The 21637-nt window shown below is 47.6% G+C and carries 21 protein-coding genes; 11 read left to right on the top strand and 10 right to left on the bottom strand.

Annotated features, from left to right (window positions below):
* Window positions 1-146 precede the first annotated feature (146 nt).
* Complete coding sequence (locus RIG61_02940; GenBank protein MEQ9618113.1) at window positions 147-1238, top strand: deoxyhypusine synthase family protein; 1092 nt, start codon at window positions 147-149, stop codon at window positions 1236-1238.
* A gap of 3 nt (window positions 1239-1241) precedes the next feature.
* On the opposite strand, the gene thiE is transcribed toward RIG61_02940, so the two are convergent.
* Window positions 1242-1910, bottom strand: a complete 669-nt coding sequence (gene thiE, locus RIG61_02935; protein ID MEQ9618112.1) for a thiamine phosphate synthase — start codon at window positions 1908-1910, stop codon at window positions 1242-1244.
* A gap of 180 nt (window positions 1911-2090) precedes the next feature.
* On the opposite strand from thiE, the gene RIG61_02930 reads away from it, so the two are divergent.
* Window positions 2091-2987 carry a hypothetical protein gene (locus RIG61_02930; GenBank protein MEQ9618111.1) on the top strand — a complete coding sequence of 299 codons (897 nt, stop codon included), beginning with the start codon at window positions 2091-2093 and terminating at the stop codon, window positions 2985-2987.
* Between the two features lie 102 nt (window positions 2988-3089).
* On the opposite strand, the gene thrC is transcribed toward RIG61_02930, so the two are convergent.
* Entirely contained in the window at window positions 3090-4424 is a 1335-nt protein-coding gene (gene thrC / locus RIG61_02925) for a threonine synthase (GenBank protein MEQ9618110.1), read from the bottom strand.
* 259 nt (window positions 4425-4683) lie between these two features.
* On the opposite strand from thrC, the gene RIG61_02920 reads away from it, so the two are divergent.
* From RIG61_02920 to rsmA, 5 genes are all read left to right on the top strand, one after another.
* Entirely contained in the window at window positions 4684-4965 is a 282-nt protein-coding gene (locus tag RIG61_02920; protein ID MEQ9618109.1) for an acylphosphatase, read from the top strand.
* A 17-nt stretch (window positions 4966-4982) separates the two neighbouring features.
* On the top strand, window positions 4983-5627 hold the full coding sequence (locus tag RIG61_02915) for an MBL fold metallo-hydrolase (protein ID MEQ9618108.1): 645 nt from the start codon (window positions 4983-4985) through the stop codon (window positions 5625-5627).
* 1 nt (window position 5628) lies between these two features.
* Window positions 5629-5898 (top strand): septum formation initiator family protein, encoded by a 270-nt coding sequence (locus tag RIG61_02910; GenBank protein ID MEQ9618107.1) that lies wholly within the window; start codon window positions 5629-5631, stop codon window positions 5896-5898.
* Entirely contained in the window at window positions 5870-8005 is a 2136-nt protein-coding gene (locus RIG61_02905) for a diguanylate cyclase (GenBank protein MEQ9618106.1), read from the top strand. Before RIG61_02910 ends, RIG61_02905 begins: the two co-directional genes overlap by 29 nt.
* Window positions 8006-8116: 111 nt before the next feature.
* Window positions 8117-8971, top strand: a complete 855-nt coding sequence (gene rsmA, locus RIG61_02900) for a 16S rRNA (adenine(1518)-N(6)/adenine(1519)-N(6))-dimethyltransferase RsmA (protein MEQ9618105.1) — start codon at window positions 8117-8119, stop codon at window positions 8969-8971.
* A 69-nt stretch (window positions 8972-9040) separates the two neighbouring features.
* On the opposite strand, the gene RIG61_02895 is transcribed toward rsmA, so the two are convergent.
* From RIG61_02895 to coaE, 4 genes are all read right to left on the bottom strand, one after another.
* A complete protein-coding gene (locus RIG61_02895) occupies window positions 9041-9544 on the bottom strand; it encodes a biotin/lipoyl-containing protein (protein ID MEQ9618104.1) in 504 nt (167 codons plus the stop codon).
* Window positions 9541-11034, bottom strand: a complete 1494-nt coding sequence (accC, locus tag RIG61_02890) for an acetyl-CoA carboxylase biotin carboxylase subunit (protein MEQ9618103.1) — start codon at window positions 11032-11034, stop codon at window positions 9541-9543. The genes RIG61_02895 and accC overlap by 4 nt, the downstream gene beginning before the upstream one ends.
* A gap of 18 nt (window positions 11035-11052) precedes the next feature.
* Window positions 11053-12597, bottom strand: a complete 1545-nt coding sequence (locus RIG61_02885) for an acyl-CoA carboxylase subunit beta (protein ID MEQ9618102.1) — start codon at window positions 12595-12597, stop codon at window positions 11053-11055.
* Window positions 12598-12777: 180 nt separating this feature from the next.
* Window positions 12778-13389, bottom strand: a complete 612-nt coding sequence (gene coaE, locus RIG61_02880) for a dephospho-CoA kinase (GenBank protein MEQ9618101.1) — start codon at window positions 13387-13389, stop codon at window positions 12778-12780.
* A 143-nt stretch (window positions 13390-13532) separates the two neighbouring features.
* Here coaE and RIG61_02875 point away from each other — a divergent pair, with 143 nt between their 5' ends.
* On the top strand, window positions 13533-14396 hold the full coding sequence (locus RIG61_02875) for a 3-hydroxybutyryl-CoA dehydrogenase (GenBank protein ID MEQ9618100.1): 864 nt from the start codon (window positions 13533-13535) through the stop codon (window positions 14394-14396).
* 134 nt (window positions 14397-14530) lie between these two features.
* Here RIG61_02875 and gltX read toward each other — a convergent pair whose 3' ends face one another.
* Both gltX and RIG61_02865 read right to left on the bottom strand, forming a co-directional pair.
* A complete protein-coding gene (gene gltX / locus RIG61_02870; GenBank protein MEQ9618099.1) occupies window positions 14531-15928 on the bottom strand; it encodes a glutamate--tRNA ligase in 1398 nt (465 codons plus the stop codon).
* Window positions 15929-15993: 65 nt separating this feature from the next.
* The gene (locus RIG61_02865; GenBank protein ID MEQ9618098.1) at window positions 15994-16260 is read right to left on the bottom strand and encodes a glutaredoxin domain-containing protein; all 267 of its coding nucleotides are present in this window, start codon (window positions 16258-16260) and stop codon (window positions 15994-15996) included.
* 198 nt (window positions 16261-16458) lie between these two features.
* On the opposite strand from RIG61_02865, the gene RIG61_02860 reads away from it, so the two are divergent.
* The gene (locus tag RIG61_02860; protein ID MEQ9618097.1) at window positions 16459-16959 is read left to right on the top strand and encodes a hypothetical protein; all 501 of its coding nucleotides are present in this window, start codon (window positions 16459-16461) and stop codon (window positions 16957-16959) included.
* A 2-nt stretch (window positions 16960-16961) separates the two neighbouring features.
* The gene (locus RIG61_02855; protein ID MEQ9618096.1) at window positions 16962-17741 is read left to right on the top strand and encodes an ABC transporter permease; all 780 of its coding nucleotides are present in this window, start codon (window positions 16962-16964) and stop codon (window positions 17739-17741) included.
* 88 nt (window positions 17742-17829) lie between these two features.
* Here the strand turns inward: RIG61_02855 and RIG61_02850 are convergent, their stop codons facing one another.
* Window positions 17830-18324, bottom strand: coding sequence for a hypothetical protein (locus RIG61_02850; protein ID MEQ9618095.1), 495 nt, complete (start codon window positions 18322-18324; stop codon window positions 17830-17832).
* 510 nt (window positions 18325-18834) lie between these two features.
* Between RIG61_02850 and RIG61_02845 the strand changes: the two genes are divergently transcribed.
* Window positions 18835-20376, top strand: a complete 1542-nt coding sequence (locus tag RIG61_02845; protein MEQ9618094.1) for a nicotinate phosphoribosyltransferase — start codon at window positions 18835-18837, stop codon at window positions 20374-20376.
* A gap of 156 nt (window positions 20377-20532) precedes the next feature.
* Here the strand turns inward: RIG61_02845 and RIG61_02840 are convergent, their stop codons facing one another.
* Window positions 20533-21585, bottom strand: a complete 1053-nt coding sequence (locus RIG61_02840) for a carbon-nitrogen hydrolase family protein (GenBank protein MEQ9618093.1) — start codon at window positions 21583-21585, stop codon at window positions 20533-20535.
* Window positions 21586-21637 lie beyond the last annotated feature (52 nt).

The following is a 21637-nucleotide window of genomic DNA, read 5'->3' as shown; positions in this document are numbered from 1 at the left end:
AAAGTTCAAAAACGGATTTACAATAAACAGCGGTATCAACCGATCAATTATAAAATTTCGATTTAGAACCGGCTCTATATAACATTCGATTTCGGGATGCGTTTTCTCTATTTGTCCGGTAACAAAACACGGAGGTATAAATACGGATGGCAAAGAACATTTCTGAAATAAGAAAGGAAAGTTATTTGAACAAAAGAGTAAAAGCGATAGAGGTGGATGCTCCCAGGACCGTGTCCGAGCTTCTCGCCGAAATGGCCCGGACGGGATTTCAGGGTAAGAGTCTGGCGCGCGTTGTCGATGTATTCGAAGCAGTGATCAGAGATGAGGACGTAACGATCCTGCTCGGTTATACGGGCTCGTTATCCACAACAGGGCAGTGGAAAATAATCAATTGGCTAATCGAAAACAACTATATAGACATACTCGTTCCCACCGGCGCTAATATCTCCGAAGACATAGTGGACGCCATGGGGTTCGATTACTGGCAGGGTACTCATCTGGCCGATAACGAAGCGTTATTTGAAGACGGCTTGAACAGGTATTACGACGTTTACGGCAAGGAGTCCGACTACCTCAAGATGACCGAGCTGCTGGCGGAGTTTATTATGACGCTTGATGAAGACTACGCTTATTCATCGAGGGAATTTCTCTCGTTATGCGGAAATTGGCTGGGAGAGAAAAATATTGGGAGCATTGTAAACGTGGCCGCCGAAAACGACGTTCCGGTATTTTGCCCGGCCATAGCGGACAGTCCCTACGGAGACGCGGCGCTGATAGCGAAATCAAAGGGCTTCAGCCTCACGATAGACGCAATTAAGGATTACGTCGAATTTATGAAGCTGGGCGAGAGTGTGACTGATACCGCCGTAATATACATAGGCGGGGGTGTCCCGAAGGATTTTATACAGCTCTTCGCCGTGACTGCCGATCTCATGTATGAAGAAAGGGAAGTCCCGAACAGGGAAGGCGGTTTAAACCGCAAGGGCCTGGGAAATGATGAGACATATTATCCCCATAAATACGCTATACAGATAACGACCGATTCCCCGCAGTGGGGGGGGCTTTCCGGATGTACATTTGAGGAGGCCGTGTCCTGGGGAAAAGAGGACCCCGAGGGTAAGCTCGTACAGTGTTACTGTGACGCCACTATCGCGTTGCCCATTGTCTCTCACGCGCTTGCCGAAAGGGTGAAGTCGAAAAGAAAAGGGAAGAGATTCTCCGGAATATTTAAGACATAAAACTTATCTTCTCTTATGAGAATGAGTCTCAATTATTGAGGTAAGTTCATGTGATGCTTTTTCCGGATCGGATGATCCGAACACGCTCGTTATAACCGCAATCCCTTCTACGCCGGTGTCGAGAACGGATTCCGCATTATCAGCCGTGATACCCCCGATAGCGAAAATCGGCAGCCGTATTCTGTTCACAGCTTCCTTTAGGATGTCGAACGACGTGGGAGCCCTTTCCGGTTTGGTGGGTGTGAAGAACGGAGTGCCGAACGCGGCGTAATTCGCCCCTTCCCTCTCTGCGCGGAGCCCTCTTTCGAGATTCCCGTAGCAGGATACACCTATAATCGATTCCTCGCCCAGGATAGTACGGGCGTGACTAACGGATAGATCATTTTCACCGAGGTGAACACCGTCGGCCCCTATTTCCGCTGCCAGCTCCGGCAGATCGTTGATAATTAATGGAACTCCGTACTTTCGGGTCAATTTCATAAGCTCTTTTCCGCGACTTATTATTTGTTCTAGGGACGTGTCCTTTTCTCTCAACTGTACGATGCTTGCTCCGCCTTTTATGGCTTGTTCGACCTTTTCCGCGAACCGATCGCCCGGGATCAGTTTTTTATCCGTAATCACGTATAACCCTTTTAGCCCGGCTTTCATAGTGGTGGAAATATATCTTTTCAAAGGCGTATATTCAATCTTTATGGAAACTCCCTGGTATATGCTTGAAAGACATATTATATTACGAATAAATCTTATAATATTTATAAATTACAGGAGGTTAGAATAATATAATAGAAACTACTTGAAACATTTTTTCAGATGAGATACAATCTTTTTAAATTTAAGGGAGGTCCAGGCCAGATGATGCTAAAAAAGGGAGCGGCTGAGTGTGTTAAGTACATAAAACTATTATTCTTGACGCTGATTTTTTTATTTTCATTTGCGGCTGCGCCCGGGAATGAAGCCCGAGCGGCGGGCGGTCAAATACCTTACTCCTTTTTCCTCGAGCATCCCTACAGCATAACGGGGGTCAGGGGGAACCTCGAGATTGTCTCTGTTGACGGCGGCGGGGCGCTAATAATGAATCAGCTCCGTGCGGATGTGAATCTATCCGAAAACCTGTTCGGTGTTTACGCGAAGTTTCCATTCGCCGGGGTAACAAACGGGGTATTCGGCAACGGGGATTACGACTTCGGAAATATCGGACTCGGAACCAAATACGCACTTCTGAATATGAATAATTCAGTTTTGACATTGGGATTTGAATTATTGCTGCCCACAACCGGGAACAATAACGGGACGCTCGGAGCGCGCTCTTATTTCAGGGATTTCGCCTACTTCACGGACGACGCGTACACCCTTGTCCCCTACGGGGTATTCGCTATAACAGGCGATATATTCGCATTTCAGGCAAACCTTGATTTCGATATTATGACGAATGCCGAAGACGCCGATGAAAGCCCTTTCGATACGGGCGGCGATGGTACCGAGCTTATAATTAAATACGGAGCGACCGGCAGCATTACCCCTCATTTCAACCTTCCATTCTCCACCTCCTTCCTTCTTGAGCTGCTTCTGGCCTCTTCCACTTCGTTCGACAAGAATGTCACAGGCGCCTATGTGACTCCGGGGGTCAGGTTCGGAGGGCAGGTATTCAGCGTAGGAGCGGGCGTACAGGTTCCGTTCGGAAGCGACGAAATAAACGATTTCGGGAACGTTGATTTTCTTGTCGATATGATTGTAAGATTTGGAAGCTGAAGAATTCTTTATCTGATGAAACGATTGCAGTATCAAGGTTAAGGGCTGTGGCAGGAGGTTGCCACAGTCCTTTTTTATGCGGTTATTGGTTATGGATTTTCTCTAGTTACGTATGGCTTTGAATATAGCGTCAGTGACGGCATTGTAATCGGCGGGGAGCTCTATCGGCTTGTTTGCGTATTTTGAGAATACGCCTTCAAGTTCCCCTTTGTGGTATCCGATCTTGAACTCTACGAACTTCAGGCCGTGTGCCGTAGATATTATCACGATTCTGTCGCTGGGTTTAAAGACGTTCTTCTCTTTGAGCTTCAGGAAAGCCGCAAGGGCCACTCCCGTGTGAGGGCAGTTAAAGGTCCCGGTTCTATCGACCATTGCCGCGGCGTCGGAAAGCTCCTCTTCGCTCGCCTGCTCGACGATTCCGTCAAAATCCCTGAGAGTTCTGATTGCCTTGTTAATGCTGACTGGGTTGCCTATTTGAATCGCATTGGCCAGCGTTTTTTGAGCCTTTACGGGATGAAATTCCTCGAAATCCTTCAGATAGCTTAAATACAAGGGGTTCGCGTGCTCTGCCTGAGCGCAGACCAGCCGGGGTAATTTGTCTATTAAGCCTATCTCCTTCATCATGATAAAACCTTTTCCGAGGGCGGAGATGTTTCCCAAGTTACCTCCGGGAATGACGATCCAGTCCGGAACCTCCCAATCAAACTGCTGGCAGAGTTCTATGCTTATGGTCTTCTGCCCCTCTATCCTGAGAGAATTTATCGAATTCGCGAGATATATATTATTTTCGGTGCATACCTTCTGCACCATTTCCATACAGCCGTCGAAGTCCGTGTCCAGGGATAAAACCAGTGCTCCGTTGGATATAGGCTGCACGAGCTGTGCGACCGAGACCTTGTCCTTCGGAAGAAAAACAATTGCCGGTATGCCTGCCGAAGCGCAATATGCCGCAAGCGCAGCCGACGTATCACCTGTGGACGCGCACGCCACGGCGGGCACATCTTTCCCGTCGGAAATCATCTGTTTTACAACCGACACTAGAACGGTCATACCCAGGTCCTTGAACGATCCCGTATGGCTGTTGCCGCACATCTTCAGCCACATGTCTCCCATGCCGATCTGCTTTCCGAATCTCTCCGCCCAAAAGAGATTCGTCGCTCCCTCATACATTGAAACGATGTTGTCGTCTTCCACGTACGGGCAAACCCATTCTTTCTTTCCCCAGACAGAGCTTCCGTAGGGCCAGGACTGTCTCCGGTAACGATTATCGAACAGATCTTTCCACTCCTGAGGGGATTTTTCTTTAAGTTCTTCAAGGTCGTGAGTAACTTCAAGAAGGTTTCCGCATTTTCTGCACCTGTATATTATTTCGTCAAGCTCGTATGTCTCACCGCATTCTTCGTCTATACAGCTGAACCAGGCCTTGTATTCACTCATGGGTAAAAAAAATACACCTTCGGGTTTTGAGTGTCAAACATTCGGGCTTCGAGTTCCGGGCAACCCCAAATTGCGGTCTTAATAAACCGGTCGGATGAAGCGGTTGAATGATTTTTAACTGGTAAATTTTTGAAAAATGAGGTACTGTGTTTTTTAAAGGAATGCTTAATGATTACCTCCTAACTCTTTGGAGATTTTTACCTTTTAACTTCGTTTTTGTTGACAGCAAAACACCGTTTTGGTAATCTGAGCTTGTGGTATGCCTAAAGAGAGAGTACATCTTATAGTCCATGGAAAGGTTCAGGGCGTATTCTTCAGAGCATCCGCAAGAGACAAGGCAGATGAACTAGGACTCAAAGGCTGGGTCAGAAACAACTCTGACGGATCGGTCGAGATAATTGCCGAGGGGGAGCGGGCGGATCTCCAAAAGTTTACCGGCTGGTGTCATCAAGGCCCGAGGCATTCCACGGTTAATCATGTAGTAATTAATTGGGGGTCTTATTCAGATCAATTTGACGAATTTACAATTGAGTATATATAAGGGGAAGTTAAATAAAAATGATAATTAAATGCATACCGGGCGGGGTTTTTCTTACCAATTGTTATATAATCGGAGACGAGGATACTAATGAGGGGATTCTTATTGATCCCGGCGAGCAGATAGACGAGATATTAAGCGAGGTCGAAAAATCCGGACTAAAGATTACCAAAATCGTTAATACACATACACACATTGATCACGTGGCGGGGGTCGAAAAGGCCAAGAAAGCCCTTGGTGTGGGGTTTTATCTGCACCCTGAAGAGGAACCTGTCCTCGAGGCTCTACCCGAATCCGCAATGAGGTTCCCCATGTTCGGTGAAGTTGAGGTGCCGGAGATTGACGGGTTTATAGAAGAGGGGGACGAGATTGAGATTGGCCGCCTGAAAGCAAAGGTATTGCATACGCCCGGGCACACATGGGGAAGCATCTGTCTCGTTATCGAAGATCAGGTTATTTCGGGCGACACGCTGTTTGCGGGAAGCGTAGGAAGGGTTGATCTCACAGGCGGCACCTCTATGCGAGAGCTCGTGGGCTCTATTAAGTCAAAGCTCATGGGCCTGCCTGACTCGTATGACGTACACCCGGGCCACGGACCCGCGACCAAGATAGGAATAGAAAGAAGATCCAATCCTTTTATTGCGGGCGACTTGATTATTCTGTGAAATGGAAAAGCTAATAATCAGGGTTGTGTTAATACTGGCGGTAGTCTCTTTTCTGGTATATCTTTTCGCCAGGGAAATATCCCATGTATATGCGCTCCATCAGGAAAATGAAAAAGTAAAATTAGAGGGCAAGCAATTGGAAATGGCTAACGAAGAGCTAAGGGAAAGAATTGAATTGATAAAAACCGATAAGAATTATATGGAGAAGGTAATAAGAGAAGAGCTCGGGATGATCAAAACAGGTGAAAAAATCTACAGATTTAAAGAATAAAATTACGTACTCGAATTATTTACTCGGCAAGGTTTTTGTCCTTTTACTCTCCGTACTGATATTCGTACTTATATACAAGAATAGTTTTCACTCTTTTAATTTTTACTCCGTACTGGCCCTCTTGTTTCTTTTGTCCACGGTTTTCTACAAATCATATAATTTCGCGATCGCCGGGCAGAAGAGCCTCTCTTTAGTAGACAGTCTGGAATTCCCTCTCCTGTTCACGCTTATTTTTGAAATAGTAGTCGAAATTTTCGGCTATGAGCTTTTTCCTCTGTCTTACATTATGGTCCCGCTTTTGGCCCTTTACTTCGGCTGGCTCGGGGGCGTCGTCGCATTTTTCATTGTAGCAATTCTGCAGGTGACTCAATACAGAGGGGACGGTTTGCCTGTTCAGATCTTCCTGCTCATTCTCTCAACCGGAATTTTCGGATTTTTGCTCAAAGGCAATAAAGAACGCCTCAGCTCTTATATATTTCGAAGGAACAAGGTACAGCAAGTAATACTTCCGAATATATTGTCGGGAAATGCCGAAAGCAATGAAAAGGACGAGTCTCAGAATGTTAAAGCGCTTAAGGATGACATAAGGACTTCGCTTAAAATTTTGAACGAGCTTGTTCCCAACCACAGCATCGTTCTTTACATGAAGATGGATGACGGACTCTATGCGATAACCGATTTCATATCCGAGAGCAGGGATTTTATTGACAGGGGCCAGAGGCTTAGTTTCCGGGGCGGTTATCTCGGATGGGTTCTCAAGACCAAAACCCAGGTTTTGATAACCAGTATTAAGAATGTAAGGAAAAACCTCGTGTACTACAATAAGCATGTGCCTGTAAAGTCATTACTGGCGACCCCCCTGTTTCTCAAGGGGGAGAAGAAATTACCGGAAGACGAGCAGAGCGTATTCGGCATGATGGTTGTGGACAGTCTCGAAAGGGACGCTTTCGGTGAGAGGGAGAAGCTGATAGTTTCACTCATATCCGACAGGATAGTCGAAATTATAGACAGATTCCAGCTCTCCGAAAAGGTAAATTTGAGTTCACAGGAGCTTCACTCGTTTTACGAGTTTACACAGAAGCTTAATTCCACGGGCGACATAGAGTTAATACTTGATCATATACTGGATACGCTGGAAAGATTGTTCGAGGCCGATTTTGTGGGTATTTCCCTCATGGACAGGGAAAAGGAGTTCAGCTATCTGAAGAGAGTGAGCGGAGGCATCAAAGAGCATCTGGAGGATAAGGAAATTTCACACGAGGATAGCCTGACGGGGCTTGTATCCGAAAGCGGCAAATATTTTCACTTCGAAGATCTTACCACCAGGGCTAAGTACAGGAGCGTGTTCGGAAAGGAAGTTGATTTTGCGCTGGGCATTAAAAATATAAAATCGATCTTGATTCATCCTTTGTACGAAACTTTTCCCGATGTTGACGAGGAAGAGCACGAGGTGTTCGGGTGCGTGGTCATGGGCAGAAAAACCAAGAATCCTTTCAATGAAGGAGAGGTGAGCCTTGCTAAGATTATTTGTCACGAATCCGCAAAATCGATAACCGCCTCGCTTAATTTCCAAAAGGTAAAAGAGCTTGCAATCAGGGACGGGCTAACCGGCCTTTATAATCACAGGCATTTCCAGGAGATGCTCTCCTACTCAATAGCCCATGCCGAAAGGTTTTCAGAGCAGGCCTCCCTTATTCTTGTTGATGTAGACGATTTAAAGGTTATTAACGATACATACGGCCATCAGGCGGGAGACGCGGTAATATCCTCTATAGGCAAATTATTGAGCGAATCGCTGAGGAAAGTCGATATACCCTCCAGGTACGGCGGGGATGAGTTCGCAGTAGTTCTTCCCAGCACGAATAAGGACGGCTCAATAGCAGCGGCTCAAAAAATACGAAACAAATTAAAAGGTATCCCTTTCAAGTCAGATGGTGAGTTAATAGAGATTTCTTTGAGTATGGGTATTTCGACTTACCCTCAGAGTGCGACCGAGAAAAGCGCTTTGATTGAAAAGGCCGACCGCGCTCTTTACGAATCAAAGCGTGAGGGAAAGAATAAAATAACGCATTACGACGACATGTCGCTTGAGGAACTCGGAACCTGAGGCGGGCCGTTCATGTGACGGGGTAATTCCTCCACCCGATTAGCTTTTTTAATCAGGGTGATTCCGCAATAATCCGGAATTCTTATCTCCTCTTGATATCCTGATTATAAAATGACAAGCAAATCCAAAAAAGAATTTAATCCCAGAGAATTTTTCTTTAATGAAAAAGCTTATCCGAGTAAAAGGCTGGGACAGAATTTTATTAAAGACCTGAGGGTAATCGAGCGCATAGTCGAGACCGCGGAGCTGTCGGAAGAAGACCGGGTTATCGAGATAGGGCCCGGGCTGGGGGCGCTTACGTTTGCGTTGGCCGGAAAAGCGGGAAAGGTTATCGCAATCGAGAAAGACAAACGGCTTGTAAGCCGTTTGAGCGGGTTATGCAGTGAATATAGGAATGTGGAACTAATACCGGGGGACGGTCTCAAGATAGATTTCAGGGATTTCTACAGAGGGCGTAAGATGAAGGTGATTTCAAATCTCCCGTACAGCATATCCTCCCCCGTTCTTTTTAAGCTTCTCGAGGATCGTGACATATTTTCATGTTTTATATTGATGCTCCAGCGTGAGGTCGGTGAGCGGATTACGGCAAAACCCGGAGGCAAGCTATACGGCTCTATCTCGGTTCTTCTCCAGACCTATATGGATGTAAATCTCGAATTCAGAGTTTCACCTTCGGCTTTCTGGCCAAAACCCAAAGTCGATTCCGTTGTGCTGAAGTTAATTCCGCTTCCCGCGCCGAGAGTGCCTGTTTCCGACGACAAGCTTTATGAAAAGGTGGTTCGCGCCGCATTTTCGTCAAGGAGAAAGATGCTGGGAAATTCCCTTCGCTCAATACTGTCAAAGGAGATTGTCGAGAGTGTTCTTCAGTCTTCCGGGATAGATAAGTCTAGACGGGCGGAGACTTTAAGCGTCGAGGAATTCGGGGCCTTAACGGAAGAGGTCATCAAATTTGATAGCCCGTATTAGCCTATTAATCGGCTGGTGGTATCACGTATATCTGTCGCGTACTGGGGGTGAATTGCATCGAGGAGAAAATCAGCTCTGTTCCTCGGAGGATACCACAAGAAGAACCGTCCCCGCTTCCACCGCGTCCCCTTCTTTAACCATTAGGGTTTTTACCGTACCTTCGATTGGAGATTTTAACTCGCTTTCCATCTTCATCGCCTCTACGACTATCATACCCTCATCCGCTTCCACTGCGTCCCCTTCACCCTTCAGGATCTTAACAACTCTGCTCGGCATGGGGGACTTTATTTCCTGGACCCCGCTTGTTATGTGATGAGCTTTTCGCTGCTCCCTTTCCGAAATCGATTCGAGCTCGTAGAGGTCGCCGTCGAGGAAAACCTGAACTTTGTTGCCTTTCTTAAAGACCCCGATGCTTCGAGATTCTCCGTTTAATATTATAGAGAAAAGGTTCTCCTCTATTTTTTCGAACTCGACCGGAATTATTTCACCGTCAATTTCAACCTGAATCTGGTTTTCATCCTCTTCCAGGTTTATTCTGTAGATTTGGTCCTGAATCTTGAATGTATATGTCATGCGAGCGGACTCCTGGATACGCCTAATCTTCTGCTGAATGATTTCCAGTTGGATACAGGCTTTTGAGCTGCCTGTTCGGAGTTTCCGGAGCTATTCATTGCCAGTGCCGCGGCTATCAACGCGGGTTCGATCTCAACCGTTCCGGGCTTTAGAAGCTCAGGGTGACGCTCGATAAAACCGGTGTCGATTTTTCCCTGCTGAAACTCCTTGTCGGACATTACGCGCCTCAGAAATCCTATGTTGGTTCTCACGCCGAGCACGATATATTCCTTCAAAGCCGATGCCATTTTATGTATCGCGGCCTCCCGGGTGTCGGCCCACACAACGAGTTTCGAAAGCATCGGATCATAGAATGAGGTTATCTCACACCCGGAGTAAATCGCGGAATCATCCCTTATGCCCGGACCGCTTGGGGCTTTTACGTATTTTATTACGCCGGGGGAAGGAAGGAAATTCATCTCCGGGTCCTCCGCATAGACCCTGCACTCAAGGGCATGGCCTTTCATCACTATGTCCTTTTGCTTAAATGGGAGTTCCTCACCGGCTGCAATTCGTATCATCCATTTTACAATATCGAAGCCGGTTATCATTTCGGTAACCGGGTGCTCGACCTGCACACGAGTGTTCATCTCCAGGAAGTAAAAATTCTGATTCTGGTCCATTATGAATTCTACAGTGCCCGCGCCTCTGTACTTTACCGCCTTTGCTATTTTTATTGCGACGTCACCCATTTTCTTTCTCGTTCTCGCGCTGATTGCGGAAGAGGGCGCTTCTTCTATTACTTTTTGATGACGTCTCTGTATCGAGCATTCGCGCTCGAAGAGATGAAGGGTATTGCCTTTGGAGTCCGCTATGATCTGAATTTCTACATGCCTCGGTTGTTCTATAAATCTTTCCACAAAAACCGATTCATCGCCGAACGCGGAGCGGGCTTCGCTTCTGGCCATGCGGAGTGAGCTTGCAAAATCCTCTTTGTTCCTGACGAGCCTCATGCCTTTTCCGCCCCCGCCCGCCGAGGCTTTAATCATTACCGGATATCCTATTTCCTCGGCTATAACCGAAGCTTCGACATCGCTGACAGCGCCTTCCGATCCCGGTACGAGGGGGACTTTGGAATCCTGTGCGATCTTCCGGGCCGTGATTTTATCTCCCATTAAGCGTATTGCTTCGGAGGAGGGGCCGATAAATACGATCCCCGCCTTCTCGCACATATCCGCAAAGGCTTCATTTTCGGAGAGAAACCCGAATCCGGGATGTATCGCTTCGGCTCCTGAGTTTTTTGCAACTTCCAGTATTTTCTCTTTTACGAGATAGCTCTCTCCGGGGGCGGAACCCCCGATGTGATAGGCCTCATCCGCCAGCGCTACATGGAGTGAGCGGCGATCCGCATCAGAGTACACAGCTACGGTTTTCACGCCCAGTTCCCTGCAGGCCCTTATGATTCTTACCGCTATTTCCCCTCGGTTGGCTATAAGAATTTTATTGAACATTTTATAATTCCTTCGGTATTAAAGTGGTATGTTCCCGTGTTTTTTGGGCGGGTTCGTCTGTCTTTTCCCGTCCAGCATTTCAAAGGCGGAGATTACGCGCGGTCTCGTATCTTCGGGTCTGATTACCTCATCCACGAATCCGAGATCCGCCGCCCTGTAGGGGTTGGCAAACCTTTCTTTGTACTCTTCGATCAGTTTGGCCCTTTTGGCCTCGGGGTCATCTGATTGCTGAATCTGCGCCCGGGAGATAATATTGACGGCTCCGTCCGATCCCATAACGGCGATTTCCGCCGTAGGGTATGCCATTATGATGTCACCCCTCACATGCCTGGACGACATAACATCGTAGGCGCCTCCGTAGGCTTTCCTCGTTATAACAGTCACTCTCGGAACTGTGGCCTCACTGTAGGCATATAACAGCTTAGCGCCGTGCTTGATGATTCCTCCCCACTCCTGTGAAGTGCCGGGCAGGAATCCGGGCACGTCCTCAAAGGTCAGGATAGGTATATTGAAGCAGTCGCAGAATCTGACGAATCTGCCGCCCTTCACCGAAGCGTCTATGTCGAGACAGCCCGCGAGGACATTTGGCTGGTTACCTACTATTCCTATTACGCGTCCCCCCATTCTGGCAAAACCTATGACGATGTTCTGCGCGTAGTGCTCCTGAACCTCAAAGAAGTATCCTCCGTCGACAACCTCGCAAATCACATCCTTGATATCGTAGGGTTTATTGGGGTTCTCCGGCACTATCGCCCTCAGTGAAGAAGCTCTTCTGTCCGACGGGTCATCTGTGCTTGATTTAGGCGGGTCTTCCATGTTGTTTGACGGCAGAAAACTCAGTAGCTCCTTGATCAGTAATATGCATTCCTTGTCGTCCTCGACGGCAAAATGGGCGACACCGCTCTTGGAGTTATGAACCATAGCGCCGCCCAGCTCCTCCGAGTTCACCTCTTCATGGGTTACGGCTTTTATCACGTCGGGACCGGTTATAAACATATAGCTCGTATTTTCAACCATTATAGTAAAATCGGTTATCGCGGGAGAATAGACAGCTCCTCCGGCGCAGGGACCCATAATCGCAGATATTTGAGGGACAACCCCTGAAGCGAGTACGTTTCTGCAAAATATTTCCCCGTATCCGCCGAGACTCTCAACACCCTCCTGTATCCTTGCTCCTCCGGAATCATTAAGGCCGATTATCGGAGCGCCCACCTGCATCGCAAGGTCCATAACCTTGCATATTTTCTTTCCGTGCACCATCCCGAGTGAACCGCCGAAAACCGTGAAGTCCTGGGCGTAGACGAACACCTGACGTCCCTCCACTTTCCCGTACCCGGTGACTACCCCGTCTCCCAGGAATTTTTTATTCTCCATGCCGAAGTCGGTGCATCTGTGAACTACGAACTTATCAAGCTCGACAAATGTGTTTTTGTCGAGAAGAAGGTCTATTCTTTCTCGGGCTGTGAGTTTTCCGGTTTCATGCTGCTTCTTTACCCTTGCTTCACCACCCCCTGCCTCGGCCTCCTTTTCCTTTTGTTCCAAAACTGCTATTTTATCCTTCATTATAAGCTCCTTTGAAGGTTCTTGAGAATCCAAAAATCTACTATGTAAATATATATTATGCAAGTCAGGTGAGCCGGGGCCGCATAGACTGAATTACCCGCCGATTATTAAGATTTGTTATAATTGGTTTGCAAAAAGAGTTGCCGGGAGACTTCGAGTTTGACAGGCAATACTGAGTGTCTAGTCTTCGGCGTTTATCCTTTCCCAAAGGGATTCCACCTGAATCCGCAGATTCTCCAGGGTGGCCGAGTTCTCTATCACATAGTCTGCGTGCTTTACCTTATCGGAGAGAGGCATCTGAGCTTTTATCCTGGATAGCGCTTCCTCTCTGGAATATCCGTTTCGCGCGGTAAGTCTCTCCATCTGGGACTTTTCGTCGGAAGTTACAACGATCAGCTTGTCGATGAGGTCTTTCATGCCGCCTTTTTCAACGATGAGCGCGGCCTCGATTATGACTACCGGGGCGTTTTCTCTACCGTAGGACTTGACAAGCTCTCTGATCCTTCCGATTATTCTGGGGTGAGTAATCTCGTTGAGCAAATTTCTCTTTGCGTCGTCGTTGAATATGATTTCTCCCAGCTTCTCCCTGTTTAGCGTTCTGTCATCGTTGAGGACTTCTTCCCCGAATTTTTCTACAATATCACCCCAGGCGCGTTCCCCCGGCTCCACGACCGAGCGGGCTATTTCGTCCGCGTCTATTACGCGGGCGCCAAGGCCTTTGAGCATACGGGCGACAGTGCTTTTACCGCAGGCTATATTTCCGGTTAGTCCTATAATCCTCATCGGACTCATTTTAATTCTTTTAGATTTGGGTTTCAAATCATTGATGCGGATAATGCGGTCTGTAAGTCCTGTAATCGCGGGCTTGATAAAATCGTGATTTGGGTATAATAAGTCCTCAAACTTCGCAAGTGCGAAAAGAAAAGGAGGAAGACATGTCCAGAAAGGTAGAGGATGTCAAGAAGGTCGGAGTTGTAGGAGCAGGCACTATGGGGTCGGGAATTGCTCAGGTTGTGGCTTCGAGCGAAAGGGAAGTTGTTCTTATAGATGTTTCGGATGCGGCTTTGGAAAGGGGTATAAAGGGAATTGAAAAAAGTCTCGGAAGGCTCGTTAAAAAAGAGACCATAAGCGAGGAAGACAGCAAGTCCGTACTATCAAGGGTGAAAACCACGACGAAATTTGAGGATTTAAAAGACGTAGACCTGGTAATTGAGGCAGTCTTTGAGGACATGAAAGTAAAAAAGGATATATACAAGAAGCTTGATGAGGCTACGGCGCCCGATGTCGTTCTCGCTACAAACACGTCGTCGCTTCCTATCGTGGAGATTGCTGTGAACACGGGCAGGGCTGACAAGATAGTGGGCATGCACTTTTTTAATCCCGCCCCGGTAATGAAGCTTGTGGAGATCATAAAAGCGCTCACCACTTCGGAGGAAACCGCGCAGTTCGCTTACGATTTTGCAACCGCTCTCGGCAAGGAGCCCGTCAGGACCAAGGACGTGCCAGGTTTTATAGTGAACAGGATTTTAATACCCATGCTGAACGAAGCTGTGTTCGCATATCAGGACGGGGTCGGAACTCCGGAGGATATAGACAAAGCCATGAAGCTCGGGACAAACCAGCCCATAGGTCCTCTGGCGCTGATTGACCTTATCGGACTCGACGTCACCATCGACGTAATGGACGTGTTTTATAAAGAGTTTCAGGACTCGAAATACCGCGCCGCGCCGCTTCTGCGTCAAATGGTCCGCGCCGGCTGGCTTGGAAGGAAATCCGGGAAGGGCTTCTACGATTATTGATACTGAGAGAGACAGACGGATATTGATAATTGCTTTCTTGCAGCGCAGGCAAGGTTGATTGTATGTATTTATTTTTATTAAGGGAATCTCAATGAAAGGATACGGTCGAGATTGAGGGACAGTACATGCTAATACTATTTTGTTTCGATATATTGAGCGGCTTTGTTAAGCCTTTCGAGTACCATATCCTTCCCTATTATGTTCATAACTTCAAAAATTCCGGGGCTTACGGTTCCGCCCGTGAGCGCGACCCTTACGGGCTGGGCGATTTTGCCCAGCTTTAAATCTCTCTCCTCCATAACCTGCTCGAAAACCCCGTGCATATCGTCGATTGTAAAATCTTCGAGCGAGGAGAGTTTCTCGCAGAGGTCCCTGAGCACATCCAGTATTTCGGGTTTTAAAAATTTATCAGCCGCTTTTTCATCGTAATTGACTTGCTCGGCATAAAAGTAGCCGAGTGAGTTCGCTATATCCCTGAGTGTCTTCGCCCTCTGGCTGAGCTCCTTTACAATCATTACCAGTTTTTTGTCCGCCTCGATATCCAGACCCTTTTCCTTTAGAAAAGGTGCCAGAAGCCGGGCGATTTCTTCAGCCGGCTTGTTTCTGATGTACCAGCCGTTTAACCACTCCAGTTTCTCGGGATTGAACACCGCCGCTGATCTTCCGACGTTATCCAGAGTGAATTTCTCGATCAGCTCATCCCTCGAGAATATCTCCTGGTCTCCGTGAGACCATCCGAGGCGCGTCAGATAGTTCACGATAGCTTCGGGCAGATACCCTTCTTCTCTGTAAGCCACTACGGAAGTCGCGCCGTGCCTCTTGCTCAGTCTCTTATTGTCCGGGCCCAAAATCATCGAAACATGCGCGATTTGGGGTATGTCCAATGAGAGGGCTTCGTATATTAGGGTTTGACGAGGTGTATTTATCAGGTGGTCATCTCCTCTGATTACATGGGTAATACCCATCGCGGCGTCGTCCGTCACAACTGCGAAATTGTATGTCGGGAAACCATCCATTTTCAGGATAACAAAATCGTCTATTTCCCTCGCATCGAATCTAACGGTCCCTCTCAGGAGATCCCGCACCTCGATAATTCCCTCATCAGGTGTTAGCAGCCTGATGGCGAAGGGCTTTCCGGGAGCGGCATTTTTTTCCGCCCACTGGCGTTTATAACGGAAAACCTCTCCTTTCCCCTGAGCCTCTTCTCTTTTTTTATTGAGCTCTTCGGGGGTTACGTAGCATTTGTAAGCGTGCCCCGAGTTAAGGAGTCTTTCTGCATAATCCCCGTAAGCCGCCAGTCTGTCCGACTGCCTGAAAGGCCCCTCATCCCAATCGAGCCCGAGCCATTTCATGGCGTCAATTATTTCCTCGATCGATTCCTCCGTCGAGCGCGAGCGGTCCGTATCCTCAATACGAAGAATGAAATTCCCGCCGTAGTGCCTGGCGTAGAGCCAGTTAAATATAGCCGTCCTGGCCCCTCCTATGTGGAGGGACCCGGTGGGGCTAGGCGCGAATCTGGTTCTTACGGTCATGGGGCTAAAATGTTAATTTAGAGTTGTGAGTGAGTCAAATTCAGGAGGCGTTAAAAACACAGTTCCTAATCAAGCAGCTCGTTTTCCAGGAGCCGGTCAAGCTCACCGGTGTTCTCGAGTTCGTACAGCTCGGCGAATCCGCCTATCACTTTATCGCCTATCAGTATTAGGGGAATCGTCCTCCACCTGTATTTCTCCACCAGTCTCAGTCTCAGGTCGGGCTCTGAGCTTAAATCAACCTCCCTGTACTCGAGACCCTTCTTGCCGAGAAGCGCTTTTGCGGCATTGCAATATACACAGTAGATATTTGTATATATAGTTACCCTGGACAATCTTTGCTCCTGTTGAGTGATGATAATGCTTAAGGATTTAATATGCTTGGTTTTTGTAGAGATTCAAGTATTATTCAAATCCCGTCAGCTCATAAGCAACAGGATCGCCACGTTCAGGTGTTTTGGATTTAAATCTAAATCAAGATTAATCATCGCATGACAAAAAGAATAATAATTATCTGCTTATCGGTTATATTTTTGAATTCCTGTTCGGTCGTCAAGTTTATCGGGTATTATAGATCCGCCGATTCCGGGAACGACGGAAAACTTGACGGGCTTGTCTACACCTCCGATGACACCACCTACAGGATCGGCGCCCTACCGGGGGATTGGAAAAGACTCGACATCGAGGGAGGGGATCTGGCCTATAACAGCTTGTTGAGCGATTCGACTATTACCGTTAATTCTACCTGTGATCCGAAAAAGAAAAACTACAGCCTGAAAGCCCTTTCCGAATCGCTGCTGATAGGTATTAAGGATAAAAAAGCTGTAAAAAGAGAAGAGACTTCGGTTGACGGACAAAAAGCGCTTAGCAGCATATATACCGGAAGCATAAACGGTGCGCCCGTAAAGATAGAAACGGTCGTGTTTCGAAAGGGTGAATGCATATATGATTTTACATACGCTTCTCCCCCTGATAGTTTTGACGACGGTGAAGCTGTGTTTGAAGAATTTATATCTCAATTCAGGGTTCTCTAGCAATGTTAGCAAACTATATCGCCAGGCTCGGATCATACTGCATTTCGTTAATTGAGCAGCTGGGAGAGGTAGGAATATTTTTCTACAGGACGATATTCGCCTCCGTCACGCGGCCCTTTAACTTCCGTCTCGTGCTTGAGCAGATAGATGAAATAGGCTTTAAGTCGGTTCCGATAGTAATAGCTTCTGCGATGGCGATTGGTATGGTTATGGTGGTTCAGCTCGCCTGGGGATTCGCGTGGTTCGGTGCCAAGGGGGTTGTGGGGCCTGTTGTATCGCTGTCCTTTGTCCGGGAGCTGGGGCCTGTTGTAACCTCGCTGCTGGTCGGAGGAAGGGTAGGTTCGGGTATTACCGCCGAAATAGGGTCAATGAAGGTAACCGAGCAGATAGATGCAATCAGGACACTTGGTGCGGACCCCATAAGAAAGCTGGTTGTGCCTAGGCTTGTGGCGGCGATAATTTCTTTCCCGTTCCTTGCTATCATCGCCGATTTCACGGGCATTTTAGGCGCCATGATCATGTCGAACATAGACCTCGACGTTAAGCCCAGGCTCTTCGTTTCAAGCATTCTCGAATGGGTTACAATCGATGACTTTGTGAGCGGAATATCGAAAACCTTTTTCTTCGGAATAATAGTCGCCATTACCGGATGTTTTATAGGGATGAAGGCGGAAGGCGGAACACAAGGCGTAGGACGAGCTACTACCGCCACGGTAGTAGTATCACTTCTGCTTATTATTATCGGGGACTTCCTTCTGACAAAGCTCTTTCTTATACTGTAAAGGAACAAAAAGACGCAGCCTGCCGTAGGGTTAAGAAAAACAAATTACCTGATAGGTATATGGACGGCGGCGGTATGCACGGCTTATGTTAGTCGCCCTTCGATTGCCTAATCTCAAGTGCTTCCCTATAGTCTTCATAGTTTTTATAGGCGAGATTAGCGCTCCGTGATTCTCCGGCTTCCGCAGCCCGTTTATACTGCGCGCTCCAGTATTCCATATTCTCCCTCAGCGATTCGAGCGAGTTATTCCGGGCCAGGCTGGATGCTCTCCGGTTTTCGTATTCCATATCATTGGGGCCCGCGCTGTATTTTTGTCCCCATATAGTGTTTTTTTCAGGATTGTAGGAAGCGCTGTCACTGTTTTTTTCCACCGCTACATATTTCTTTTCCTGCTTCTCTCTGTATTCTCTGGAATCACTGAAATCCTGAGCGCCGCTGTAAATAACCTCGTCCGATGTATACGTGACTGTGGAGGTTCCGAGAAACGACTTAAAGTAGCTCGAGTCGACTACATATACAGTAGCTGCGGCCGATCCGAAAATGGTTAAGAGGGTTATGCTCAAAATCTTACCGATGGTTTCCATCTTGTCTTAACCTTCTCCTTGTGCTGAGTCCCGGAGACTTGGCTCTAAGCCGAAGGAGTGATAATTAACAACCTGAATGTCTGCAACTTGCTGTGCTTATTGCAATTTTCCTTTTCTTGCCATAGGTCGAAAGAGATCTTTCAAATTGTGGTTGAGACCTTTTGGTGCGCGCGGGTCCGTTGGAGTTGATTTAACCTTTTGTTCTGAGAATGACTATATTTCAAAACAAATACCCATAATTGTCTATACTGACAAAATTTTACAATCTGTTTCATATTTTGTCAACACAAATAATCTTCCGACTTTTAAAAGGTGGTATTATTATGCTCCTAGTTTTTTTATTAATTATTATCTCTCAATGCTGCTCGTAATTTCATATAATTGATAATTGTCGAATCTCCGGCAACAATTCCTTTGTATATAAAATAGAGATATAATAACAAGTATATAGTAAATATCTCCCGGTTTCTCTATGTGAAATTCAGATCTTGATAAAACCGATAATATAAAATGGATAACATATCGGAAGGCGCTCTCTTTACAGATCAATACCAGCTAACCATGGCCCAGCTTTATTACAGCTTCGGGCTGCATGAAAATCATGCACAGTTCGATCATTTTTTCAGGCATTACCCGGATTACGGCTCGCATAAAGCAGGGTACTGTATAAACGCGGGTTTGGAATCACTTACGGAGTGGATGGAAAATACCCGGTTCGGCGATGAGGAAATCGGCTATTTGAGAGAACAAAGCGGCCAGGCCGGATCCAGGATTTTCAGAGACGATTTTCTCGATTGGTTAAGGAAAAACGGCACTTTCGGAGACATTACCATGTATTCGATCCCCGAAGGAAGGGTTGTTCATCCCAACGTTCCGGTGACGGTAATACAGGGCCCTCTGGCGATGTCGCAGATTCTGGAATCCCCCCTCCTGAATAAGATTAATTATCAGATATTGATAGCCACGAAGGCGGCTCGTATAAAAGAAGCGGCGCGCGGACAGCCCATTCTGGAATTCGGGATGCGCCGTGGACATGATAAAGGGGTCAATGCCGGAGTCAGGGCCGCGCTCGTAGGCGGGGCGGATTTTTCGTCGAACGTGGGGATTTCGCACATTTTAGGCTTCCGTCCCAAGGGAACCCACGCCCATAGCATGGTTCAGGTATTTATGGCTCTAGGCGAAGGGGAGCTCGGGGCTTTCAGGGCGTATGCAGATGTGTATCCTGATGACTGCGTTCTCCTTGTAGATACGGTTAACACTCTGGAGAGCGGCGTCCCGAATGCTATAAAGGTTTTCGAGGAATTAAGAAGAAAGGGCCATAAACCGCTCGGAATCAGGCTCGATTCGGGTGATCTCGCGTTTCTCTCCATTCAGTCTGCGAGGATGCTCGATGACGCAGGTTTTTCCGACGCCAAAATAGTGCTTTCGAATCAGCTCGACGAGCTTGTTATCTGGCAGATAATAACCCAGATTGAAGACGAAGCGCCCCGCTACGGAGTCGATCCGGACCGCTTGATCAAGAGGCTCGTATATGGAGTGGGAACAAGGCTTATAACATCTAAAGGTGATTCAGCGCTGGACGGTGTTTATAAACTCGTGGCGGTTATGGAAAGCGGGGGATGGGTGCCCGCGATAAAGCTGTCCGAGACTCCGCAGAAAACCCTGAATCCCGGCAATAAAAAGCCGTGGCGTATTTACGATAAAAGGGGGAATGCCACAGCCGATCTTCTTGCGATCGACGGAGAAGACCCGAAAGGGATGAACCTTATCCAGATGCGGCATCCCTCAGACCATACAAAACAGAGAGTAATGGGAAGAGACGAAGTCAGCAAGACAGAGCCCCTCCTGGTGAAGGTCAGGGATCGAGGAAAGATAGTTTATGATTTCCCATCGATTGAGGAGCTCAGGAAGAAGAGAGAGTATGATACGGAACATCTCGACCCGGGTGTAAGGCGTTTAGTGAATCCGCATATTTATCATGTCTCACTCTCGGAGAAGCTCTGGAATCTCAAGCAGAATGTAATTCAATCTATCGAGAACAAGAGCGGATGAGTTTGTTTGCCCCGTTTAGAATAGCATTTTAATAACTCGAATTAAGTAAGTGACAGCAGTCATTTTCTTCCGGGCTTTGGGCATGAACACGTTGTTGGCATATAATTTATCGCCAATCGGGGCGGGTAAAGAAATCGGCGTCGCAGATTGTTTGTTTTATTTTTCCCGGCCGGATAATTTTGCGGCAATGCTGTCCAGTTTTTCATGAAGCTCCCGCTGTCGGGCCGACAGCTCCTCCACCTTGTTTCTGAGGCCCTGTATCTCGTGTTCAGAGTCTGTATATTGATCCTTTCCGTTTTTATAACCACCTATGTCCAGCCTCAGAATATCCGGTCTCGAGAAATGCCCGGCGCCGTCGATGACGGCCTTTGCCCGGATGATCATATCCCTGTCTATATCTGCGTAGATTATTTCCTCTTTTCCGTATACGGGTCCGGCGAGGTAATCCCCTCTCGGATTTATGATCCCGCTTCCGCCGGGGTAATCCCAGAGCGTCTGCTTCTTGAGAGGGAAGCTGTCGGGAATCATTTTATCCGTGATGTGACCTGAAGAAGCGATGACAAACACCTGTCCTTCAAAGGCGTACTGGCGGCTCGCGAAATCCATCGTCGGCTTAACGAAGCCGTGCCCGGCCCAGAGACCGGCGTGTATCTGCTCCCCCTTTTGGTACATCGCGTATTTCGCGAGAGTCATGTGGTGCTCGTAGCAGAAGAACCCGCCTATTTTACCTACTTCGGTATCGAAGACATTCAAATCTTCTTCGCCCCCCATTCCCCAGATGCACTTCTCGCTGTCTATCGACATGAGCTTCCTGTGCTTTCCCAGCATGGTGCCGTTCTTGTCTATATAGAGTATCGTATTATACAGAGTTCCGCCTTCCCTTTCGTTTACACCCAGCACTACATAAGCGCCCGCCTTTGCCGCTGCCCTACAGAGTTTGTCGGTGTCTTCATCCGGTATCTCGACAGAGTTCTTGTAAAGCTCGGTGTAAGCGTCCAGAACGAGCTTCCTTCCCTCTATTGAGCCCAGATCCTTGGGCCAGTACGGGTATGCGGGGATGATGGCTTCGGGAAATACGATCAGGCTCGCGCCTCCAGCGGCCGCCTCCTCGATCAGGCTTACAATCTTCCCGACTGTCTCTGCCTTGTTTAGGAAAACGGGGGCTGTCTGTACGGCTGCTGCCGTAAATTTTCCGGTTTCATTTTCCAACTTGTGTACCTCCCCGCAAAGCTATTGTGTATCTATCAACTTTAGTAATGCC

This window comes from Deltaproteobacteria bacterium (genome assembly GCA_040223695.1).
Lineage (GTDB): Bacteria > Desulfobacterota_D > UBA1144 > Nemesobacterales > UBA2774 > JAVKFU01.
This window is presented reverse-complemented; position numbering and strand designations above follow the sequence as displayed.

What these genes read in the sequence shown, in the direction of transcription:
- RIG61_02940 (MEQ9618113.1), top strand. Translation starts at nt 147, where the DNA reads ATGGCAAAGAACATTTCTGAAATAAGAAAGGAAAGTTATTTGAACAAA.
- RIG61_02930 (MEQ9618111.1), top strand. Translation starts at nt 2,091, where the DNA reads ATGATGCTAAAAAAGGGAGCGGCTGAGTGTGTTAAGTACATAAAACTA.
- thrC (MEQ9618110.1), bottom strand. Translation starts at nt 4,424, where the DNA reads ATGAGTGAATACAAGGCCTGGTTCAGCTGTATAGACGAAGAATGCGGT.
- RIG61_02920 (MEQ9618109.1), top strand. Translation starts at nt 4,684, where the DNA reads ATGCCTAAAGAGAGAGTACATCTTATAGTCCATGGAAAGGTTCAGGGC.
- RIG61_02915 (MEQ9618108.1), top strand. Translation starts at nt 4,983, where the DNA reads ATGATAATTAAATGCATACCGGGCGGGGTTTTTCTTACCAATTGTTAT.
- RIG61_02910 (MEQ9618107.1), top strand. Translation starts at nt 5,629, where the DNA reads ATGGAAAAGCTAATAATCAGGGTTGTGTTAATACTGGCGGTAGTCTCT.
- rsmA (MEQ9618105.1), top strand. Translation starts at nt 8,117, where the DNA reads ATGACAAGCAAATCCAAAAAAGAATTTAATCCCAGAGAATTTTTCTTT.
- RIG61_02895 (MEQ9618104.1), bottom strand. Translation starts at nt 9,544, where the DNA reads ATGACATATACATTCAAGATTCAGGACCAAATCTACAGAATAAACCTG.
- accC (MEQ9618103.1), bottom strand. Translation starts at nt 11,034, where the DNA reads ATGTTCAATAAAATTCTTATAGCCAACCGAGGGGAAATAGCGGTAAGA.
- RIG61_02885 (MEQ9618102.1), bottom strand. Translation starts at nt 12,597, where the DNA reads ATGAAGGATAAAATAGCAGTTTTGGAACAAAAGGAAAAGGAGGCCGAG.
- coaE (MEQ9618101.1), bottom strand. Translation starts at nt 13,389, where the DNA reads ATGAGTCCGATGAGGATTATAGGACTAACCGGAAATATAGCCTGCGGT.
- RIG61_02875 (MEQ9618100.1), top strand. Translation starts at nt 13,533, where the DNA reads ATGTCCAGAAAGGTAGAGGATGTCAAGAAGGTCGGAGTTGTAGGAGCA.
- gltX (MEQ9618099.1), bottom strand. Translation starts at nt 15,928, where the DNA reads ATGACCGTAAGAACCAGATTCGCGCCTAGCCCCACCGGGTCCCTCCAC.
- RIG61_02855 (MEQ9618096.1), top strand. Translation starts at nt 16,962, where the DNA reads ATGTTAGCAAACTATATCGCCAGGCTCGGATCATACTGCATTTCGTTA.
- RIG61_02850 (MEQ9618095.1), bottom strand. Translation starts at nt 18,324, where the DNA reads ATGGAAACCATCGGTAAGATTTTGAGCATAACCCTCTTAACCATTTTC.
- RIG61_02845 (MEQ9618094.1), top strand. Translation starts at nt 18,835, where the DNA reads ATGGATAACATATCGGAAGGCGCTCTCTTTACAGATCAATACCAGCTA.